Origin of the sequence: Tabrizicola sp. (assembly GCF_031377265.1) — a bacterium.
Classification (GTDB): Bacteria; Pseudomonadota; Alphaproteobacteria; order Rhodobacterales; family Rhodobacteraceae; genus JAUYQR01.
On sequence record NZ_JANMET010000184.1, the window covers coordinates 1 to 8,392 of the forward strand.

General features: G+C 62.9%; 9 protein-coding genes and 1 tRNA gene. All 10 read right to left on the reverse strand.

The window, feature by feature from the left end; genetic code table 11:
* Positions 1-84: 84 nt before the first annotated feature.
* Positions 85-405, reverse strand: coding sequence for a hypothetical protein (locus RMO18_RS10665; protein ID WP_309665819.1), 321 nt, complete (start codon positions 403-405; stop codon positions 85-87).
* Between the two features lie 136 nt (positions 406-541).
* A complete protein-coding gene (locus tag RMO18_RS10670) occupies positions 542-895 on the reverse strand; it encodes a RidA family protein (protein WP_309665821.1) in 354 nt (117 codons plus the stop codon).
* 61 nt (positions 896-956) lie between these two features.
* Positions 957-1,280 (reverse strand): hypothetical protein, encoded by a 324-nt coding sequence (locus tag RMO18_RS10675; protein WP_309665822.1) that lies wholly within the window; start codon positions 1,278-1,280, stop codon positions 957-959.
* Between the two features lie 71 nt (positions 1,281-1,351).
* Positions 1,352-1,425 (reverse strand) — tRNA-Gly (locus tag RMO18_RS10680).
* 62 nt (positions 1,426-1,487) lie between these two features.
* Positions 1,488-3,131 carry a VWA domain-containing protein gene (locus RMO18_RS10685; protein WP_309665823.1) on the reverse strand — a complete coding sequence of 548 codons (1,644 nt, stop codon included), beginning with the start codon at positions 3,129-3,131 and terminating at the stop codon, positions 1,488-1,490.
* Positions 3,132-3,396: 265 nt separating this feature from the next.
* A complete protein-coding gene (locus RMO18_RS10690) occupies positions 3,397-3,942 on the reverse strand; it encodes a fasciclin domain-containing protein (RefSeq protein WP_309665824.1) in 546 nt (181 codons plus the stop codon).
* Positions 3,943-4,052: 110 nt separating this feature from the next.
* Positions 4,053-4,706, reverse strand: coding sequence for an anti-sigma factor domain-containing protein (locus RMO18_RS10695; protein ID WP_309665828.1), 654 nt, complete (start codon positions 4,704-4,706; stop codon positions 4,053-4,055).
* A complete protein-coding gene (locus tag RMO18_RS10700; RefSeq protein ID WP_309665830.1) occupies positions 4,703-5,239 on the reverse strand; it encodes a sigma-70 family RNA polymerase sigma factor in 537 nt (178 codons plus the stop codon). The genes RMO18_RS10695 and RMO18_RS10700 overlap by 4 nt, the downstream gene beginning before the upstream one ends.
* A gap of 31 nt (positions 5,240-5,270) precedes the next feature.
* A complete protein-coding gene (locus RMO18_RS10705) occupies positions 5,271-7,307 on the reverse strand; it encodes an ASKHA domain-containing protein (protein ID WP_309665832.1) in 2,037 nt (678 codons plus the stop codon).
* 159 nt (positions 7,308-7,466) lie between these two features.
* Positions 7,467-8,174: a hypothetical protein gene (locus RMO18_RS10710; protein WP_309665834.1), complete on the reverse strand. Its 708-nt coding sequence runs from the start codon at positions 8,172-8,174 to the stop codon at positions 7,467-7,469.
* Positions 8,175-8,392 lie beyond the last annotated feature (218 nt).

Sequence of the window (8,392 nt, forward strand, 5' to 3'; positions counted from 1 at the left end):
CCAGCGCCTTTGCCGCAGCGCGCAGCGTGGTCACATGCCCACGCCCGCCCCCCGCCTCATTGGCGAGCAGCGCGCGTGGCACGGTCAATAGTCAGAGCCGCCATCGTCGTCATCATAGACGTCATCATCGCCATTCGACGCCAGTATCGCCTCGGCACCATACAGCTGTCGTGCCCAGGCCAAGGCGCGGCCCTGATCGAACATGATGCTGCGGGTCAGGCCATCCTTGCCTATCATATGGACAGTGGTCTGGCCGTTGTGTTTGACGATCAGCACCGGGGCATAGACCCCATCGATCAGCTGGTTGGTCCGCTTGACCGTCAGCGCCGAAGCGCCATAGGCGTTGGACACGATCAACACGCCGACAAGCACGCTCCGGCTTAGCCGGGTTCGGGAATTCGACATTTGCAAAACTCCAGGAAAGTAGCCAATGATCACAGTATGGCGCAAGAATACAACGCCTGTCGAATGACTTATTCTGTCATCCCTATGCGATCAAGACCTTCCGGGGCCGGTGTCCAAACTCCTTACCCCGCCAACCTCACGCCAGCGCAGCGGTGACGATCACTTCAACAAGGTAATCCGGGGTGGCCAGCTTGGCCTCGCCGGTGGCGCGCGCCGGGGTGTGGCCTTGTGGGACCCAGGCATCCCAGACCGTGTTCATCTGCGCGAAGGTCGCCATATCGGCCAGCCAGATTTGCGCCGAAAGGATGCGCGTCTTGTCGGTGCCCGCGGCAGCAAGAATGCGGTCTACTTCGGCAAGGCACTGGCGGGTCTGATCCGCCACCGATGCGCCCGGCTCGCCGACCTGGCCCGCTACCCACAAGATGCCGTTAAAGGCCACGGCCTCGGACATGCGCGGGCCGGTGCCGTAGCGGGTGATGGTGTTGGTCATGGGATGCTCCGTTGCTGGTTTTGGGGGTGCTAACGCGTTGCCGGGCAGAACGGAAGTGGTTCTAGCGCAAACGCTTGCAATTGAACTGATCCCCGGTAGCGCCCGAGACCCAGGTCATTCCGGTTGCGGTCACAGCCGCAAGGGCGATCATGTAATTGTCGTCAAACGTCAGGGTGTAACTCCTGTCGTCGCGGTCAATCGAAAGGATCGGGTACGTCTCGGTGCCGTTGTTGTAGGTGGTGTTGGTGAAGGTGAAAGTGGCCACTTCGCAATCCCAGGTTCCAACGAACGGGTAGGTTTCGATCGGCGCAGTCTGGCTGACACAGGCCGAGGTGCCAAGAACGGCAGTCAGGCAAAGGGCGGTAACGACGGTACGATGCGGCATGACAAAGCTCCTGCATGGGTTGGCGCAGGCTAAGCCACCAAGGGCGCGTGTCAATGCGAATGGATCGGGATTGGAGCGGGTGAAGGGAATCGAACCCTCGTCGTAAGCTTGGGAAGCTTCTGCTCTACCATTGAGCTACACCCGCGTCTCGCAATTGAGGTAAGCGAAGGTGGGGACAAGGTCAAGCGGCCTTGCCCCCGGCGATCCCTACTCGGTCAACGCCAGTTCGACCCGCTCGCCCGCGACCACGGTAAAGGGGGTCTCTGTTGTCTTGTCATCCTTCTTCGTCGTCACGACATAATCACCGGCCGGAAGTGTGGTCAGCCAGTTCGGCCCGTAGGAATAAGCAAAGCTGGCGCGGTTACCATTGATGTCGGGCTTGGCAGCCAGCACCTCGATGAACTGATCGGAAGGGGTGGTGACGGCCACCACACCGGCATTCAGGGGAACGACGATGTCTACCCTCTCGCCCACCTTGATCGTGAACGGGACTTCAACCGAGGCAGCCCCCAGTGTGACCGCGGCCACGTAATCCCCTGCGGGCAGGTCGAAATCGGCGCCGGCGCCATAGGTATAGGCGACCGACTTGCGGGTGCCATCGATGGCCTTCTTGGCTTCGAAAATCTCGACGAACTGCTCGGCACCTTCGACCATGACCCCTTCAGCATAGCTTGCCTCGACAACGGCAAGGCCGACGCCGACAACCAGGTCAAGATCGAGGACCTTGCCGGCCTCGATGACCACCGACTGCGTCATCTCTGCCGCGCCAAGCCGCACCGAAAGCGCGTATTCGCCCGCCGGGAACACCCGATAACCCTTGGCATAATTGCTTTCGGTCACGTCATTCGGGCCCCGCATTTCCCAAAAGGCATCAGGGTCCGGCTCGGCGCCGGGCGACGGCCGCAGGGTGATGTTCAGCACACCTGCATCCAGCACCGCGACTGGCGTTGACAGGGTGCTTATCGGGCCGATCTCGACAATTTGCTCGACGCGGGCGTCGTGAAGTTCGGTAACCATCAGATACTTGCCCTCAGCAAGGGCACCCTTTGACCGGCCATAGATCGTGTAGCTGTCGCCGACCGGAACTCCGTCTTCGCCCACAGGCGTAAAGCTGAAGACGACGTCCTGAAGGATGCGGTCGTCCATCTCGGGGCCGCCGGCAACCAGAAGTGCATCAGGATCGACGTTGTCGGCCAAAGCCGGGGGCTCCGGTTCGGGAAGGGGTTCGGGTTCATGTTCGGCCACCACCACGGTCGTCTTCAGCGCCTCGACCAGACTGCCCGCATCTGCGGCCTGGATGTATTTGCCGCCGGTGTTTTCCGCCAGACAGGCCACGGCCTTGCCCTCTTCTTCGGTCAGACCAAAGCCGACGACATGCGCGGTAAAATCCACGCCCGAGGCTTCAAGCTCCGCCCCCAGCGCGCACGGATCGGCCTCGCAGGTCTCGATCCCGTCGGTGATCAGGATGACGGTGGCTTTCTCCTCGGTCGATTTCAGCTCGGCCGCAGCGCGCCGCACGGCCTCGGACAGCGGCGTCTTGCCCAGGAATTTCATCGTATTGGCAGCCTCTGTTATCGCGGCGGCGGTTCCCGGCCCCGGCGGCACCACCAGTTCAATATCATCGCAACTGCCCTTTTCGCGGTGCCCGTAGGCCATCAGGCCAATCTCGGCCTCTGCCGGAATGCCCGCCAGCACGCTGCCCAACGCCTCGCGTGCGATTTCCAGCTTGGCCCGCCCATCGATCTGCCCCCACATCGAACCAGACGCATCCAGCACGATGATCGACTTGCCTTCGGCACAGGCAATTGCCGGGGCAAGCAATGCGGCAAGGAAAAACGGGACAAGACGCATCAAGGCACCTCCAGAATTCCAAACAATAATTCGCAAAATCCTAGGCAAAGCCTGATCAGCGGTCAATTGATTTGAAAACCGGTTCCTTCGCACAGCGCGCGCAAAACGAAAAACGGGCCTTCGGGGGGAAACCCGAAGACCCTGCCGAGGCCGTCACGCGGTACTGGGGACAATCAGCGAACCAGGCCCCGGTTCAGAACCCTGGCGCACACGCCGGTTGAGTGACGCAACCGGCGCGGCGCCAAAGCCCCTGCGACGAGAGGGATTACATCGCCGGCAGAAGGACCGTGTCGATGACATGGATCACGCCGTTCGACTGCTTCACGTCAGCAACCGTGACAGTGGCGACATTGCCCTGACCGTCTTCGATCATCACTTTGCCGTCCTTGGTCATCAGGGTGAATTCGCAGCCGCCGACGGTGGTGACCTTGTGCTTGCCGCCATCGGCATCGACCATGCCCATGATATCCGACGACATCGCATTAGCCGCGATGACGTGGCAGGTCAGGATCTTGACCAGCATGTCCTTGTTTTCCGGCTTCAGCAGGTTTTCCACGGTGCCTGCGGGCAGCTTGGCAAAGGCCTCATTGGTCGGGGCAAGCACGGTGAACGGGCCAGCACCCGACAGCGTTTCCACCAGACCGGCGGCGGTAACGGCCGCCACCAGCGTGGTGTGATCGGCCGAGTTCACGGCGTTTTCGATGATGTTCTTGTCTTCGAACATGGCAGCGCCGCCAACCATCGGGTTTTCAGCCAGCGCCATGCCGGTGGAGAGTGCGAGGATCGCAGTGGCGATACGGAAAGCTTTCATGTGATGTTCCCTCAGAGATATCCGGGGCGGGCCAATCCCGCCTCACATCCAAAGAAACGGGGGGATATGTCCCGAAGTTTCAGCGCGGCCTTAGACTCACGCTTTCGTGATCATGCGTCAGTGCTGACGAGGGCAGACAGGATCACCGGGCCAGATGGCAGGCCGGACGCAGAGCCGCCTTCAGGTTCTACCGACACCGCCAGAAGCCAGCCCGCCGGTGGCGTGGGGTAGTGCACCACCAGCGTCTCGCCAGCCAACAGGCCAAGCGATACCGGGGCGTTGCCGGGGGCGATGATCCACAATTGGTGAACCTGACCCTCAGGGGCCGCAGACCCGGCCACGCGGGTAACCGTCAGCGTCTGGCTGAAATGGCTGACCTGGTAGGATAGCCGCGTGTCCTTGGTCGACAACGTCGCCACCACGTCGGGGCGCGGCGGGGCGATCAGGGAAAACGACACCATGGCCAATGCCGCAGCCACCGCCACGCCTGCAAACCAGCCGGCATAGCCACGTCGCTGCCGTGGCGCAGTCGGAAACAGCCGGGCTTCGATCTTCGGCAGCAGGTTTGGCACCGGGGCCTCGGCAAAGCCCTCGTTCAGGCCGGCCAGCCGGTTCTCCCATGCCGCGATCCGCGCGGCAAAAGCGCTGTCTTTCTTAACCCGCGCCTCAACAGCACTGCGGTCAGCAATATCGAGCACGCCCAGCACATATTCTGCGGCCAGCGCTTCGTCTTCTTCTTGCGGGGTCAGCGGGGCGTCTGTCATTGGTCCAGACACTCCTTCAGCTTGACCAGACTGCGCCGCAACCACGTGCGCATCGTGTTCAACGGCACGTCATGGCGCGCAGCAAGCTCGGTGTAGGACAGGCCCGACAGATAGGCCCCGCGCACCGCGGCGGCGCGGTCCGGCTCCAGCGTGGCAAAGCAATCACCGATCCGGCGCGCTTCGCCTTCGGCAATCAACCGGGTTTCGGCATGCGGGCTGTTGTCTTCCACCGTATCAAGCCCGTCATCGCTGCTGGGCGCAGGGCGGGAACGCAAGCGGTCGATGGCAAGGTTGCGGGCGATCGCGATCAGCCAGGTCATGCCCCGACCTTTGGCGGCATCAAAGCGACCCGCGCGCGTCCAGACCCGTGTGTAAAGTTCCTGCAAGGCATCCTCCGCCTCAGACCGTTCCCTCAAGATACGCAGGAAGACACCCATGAGTTTCGCAGAACTGTCACGATACAACGCGCGAAACGCCGCACGGTCTTGTGCGGCGCATTTCACGATCAGTTCGGCAATTGGATCTTCGGTCATCCGGCCACGTTAACCAGTGGGGCAGGGCCTGTCACCCCCTGCGCCGCCGCCCCCTGTCACCGCCCGAGCCCGAGGTGTTGAAGCTCACCTCCGGCAGGGTGACGATCTTCGAAAGTTCGGGGAAGGTATCCACCGCGTTAGGGATGGCGCTGGCGTTGACGAAATGCTCCTGAAAGCGCGGCTCGATGGCGGTTTCAACCTTGTGGATCTCGTGCACCGTGGCCTCGATGGCGTTGCGCGAGGCGACATTACACAGCGCAATCCGCGCGCCGGTGCCAGCGGCGTTGCCCGCGCTGACCACGCGGTCCAGCTTGACGTCCGGGATCATCCCCAAGACCATCGCGTGCTTAGGGCTGATATGCGCACCGAATGCGCCTGCAAGGGTCACACGGTCCACCGTCTCGACCCCCATCTCGTCCATCAACAGCTTTGCGCCCGCATAAAGTGCCGCCTTGGCCAGCTGGATCGCGCGAATATCGCCTTGCGTCACGGTGATCAGCGGGCCGCCCTCAGCGCTGCCATCGTGCAGAACATAATCATGCGTGCGCCCAACGCTGATGCTGCGCGGCGTGCCGGTCTGTTCCGGGCTGCCGATCAGACCGGCCTGATCGACAAGGCCCGCCATCCGCATCTCGGCCACCGCCTCGATGATGCCAGACCCACAGATACCAGTGACGCCGGTGGTGGCCGTGGCCTCCGCAAACCCCGCCTCGGTCGACCACAGGTCCGACCCAATCACCTTGAACCGTGGCTCTTTCGTCGCAGGATCAATCTCCACCCGCTCGATAGCACCCGGCGCGGCGCGCTGGCCGGAACTGATCTGCGCGCCTTCGAACGCCGGACCAGTGGGCGACGAACAGGCCAGCACCCGCGTTTTGTTACCCAGCAGGATCTCCGCATTGGTGCCCACATCGACGATCAGGACCATGTCGTCGGACTTGCCCGGTTCTTCCGACAGCGCCACAGCGGCGCAGTCCGCACCCACATGCCCCGCGATGCAGGGCAGGATGTAAACCCGCGCCGAAGCGTTCAGCACCGACAAATCCAGATCACGCGCATCGAGGCTGAGGCTGCCTGAGGTGGCCAGCGCAAACGGCGCTTGCCCCAGCTCCACCGGGTCGATCCCCAAAAGCAGGTGGTGCATCACCGGGTTGCAGACGAACACCGTCTCATAGATCGACGTGGGCGGCACTGCGGCCTCCACCGCCAAAGCCCCCGCCAGCGAGTTGATCGCCTCGCGCACCGCGCGGGTCATCTCCACATCGCCGCCGGGGTTCATCATCGCATAGCTGACCCGGCTCATCAGATCCTCGCCAAAGCGAATCTGTGGGTTCATCACGCCGGAGGATGCCAGCACCCGCCCATCCGCCAGATCGCACAGGTGCGCGGCGATGGTGGTCGACCCAAGGTCGATGGCCATCCCGTACAGCGGGTTCTCGTTGAAACCGGGAAAGATATCCAGAATCCGCGGCGTGGTATCATGGTTGCCCTTGTGAACCACCACTGTGACCTTCCACTCCCCCTTGCGCAGCACAGGCTGCAAGCGGCGCATCAGGCGAAGGTCACACGTCACGTCCTCGATCTGCCACTGATCGCGCAGCGCAAGCGCCAAGCGTTCGAAATCGCCGGTGGGTTCGTGCATGTCCGGCTCGGCCACTTCGACGTAGTAGGCGCGCGTTGCGGGGTCCATCGCAATCACCCGCTCGGTCGCGGATTTGCGGATCACCTGCTTGTGGACCTGGCTTTCCGGCGGCACGTCGATCACGATGTCGCCCATCACTTTCGCCTGACAGCCCAGACGCCGCCCCTCGGTCAGCCCGCGAATGCGCTTGTAGCGGTCTTCCACCGCGTTCCAGTCGCTCAGCGCGTCCGCCTCGACGGTGACGCCATGCTTGGAAAACTCGCCATAACCCGGCGTGATCTGGCACTTGGAGCAAATCCCGCGCCCGCCGCAGACCGAATCCAGATCGACCCCCAACTGCCGCGCCGCCGTCAACACTGGCGTGCCAAGCGCAAAGCGCCCGCGTTTGCCCGACGGGGTAAAGATCACAAGGGCGTCTTCGGTCATTCTGGCCTCGGTGCGCCCCGAGAGGGGGCGATTGGGGGTTATGGCATGCTGATGAGGTTCTAATCCGCGCACGGGCGTCTGCAATGGCAGAATGCGGCAGGTCGCGGCCTCATTCCGGCGTTCGGCGCGCTGGATCGCCGATCAGGGGCCGTCCAGTAGTCATCTGCCGGGCGTTGCCATCGCTTCGACCATGGTGATCTTTTGCCAGACCTTGCGAGACAGGTTGCTGCCCAAGGTCTCGATATCATTGACCGCTTCGGCCACACCTTCATCATTCACCGCCTGCGCATACAGCGCCGCAAGCTTGCCAGTGATTGCCAGAAGCTCCGAGCAGTAATCCAGATACCGCGACAGATCCTGCGGGTTGGCCAGCCGGTCAGGCGATTCCGGGCGCGGCGCATAGCCCGGCATCAGGGCAACCGGGTCCTTGGTCAACTGATGCATGTCGATCACATGGATGATCGACCGCAAGCCATGCAACCCCCGCGCCACCCGTTGTCGTTTCAGCCGCGCCTCCAGCCGGATCAGCGCGGTCAGGCCAAGGGCCGCCAGCACCAGCGTATTGATCGCAGCCTCGATGCCTTGCACGGAATCAACCGTGTCACGGCCAAGTTGGTTGAGCGATATGACACTGCCGACCGACAGAAAAAGCCCGGCCCCGGCCAGAACAATGCCAATGATCACGCCCCGCAGCCACCAGATCGGCGGGATCAGCGCCCGCGTCTCGATAATCACGGATTGCGTCAGGGCCACCACCTCGGCCGCGACCTTGTGCAAACCACGGTCAGGAAACCGGCCCGCCACGCGCCGTTCAAGCGCTTCAGCGGTGGCAAGGATCTTGTCTGGGTCCAAGGTACGAAAGGCCATGACACTGGCTATCAAACGGTCGCCGCAAGGCAAGCCCCAAGTAAGGTCACTCCCCCCGGTCAAGCCACGCTAGGATCGCGGCCCGGTCGCCGTCCAGCAGGGGCGCGGGGTCACGCCCGTTGCGTTCCGGCAAGGTGGACATCTTGATCGGGTTGCCGGTGGCCGTGAACGCCGGCCCACCTGGATGCGGTGTCACCGGCACCACCATATGGCGCGCC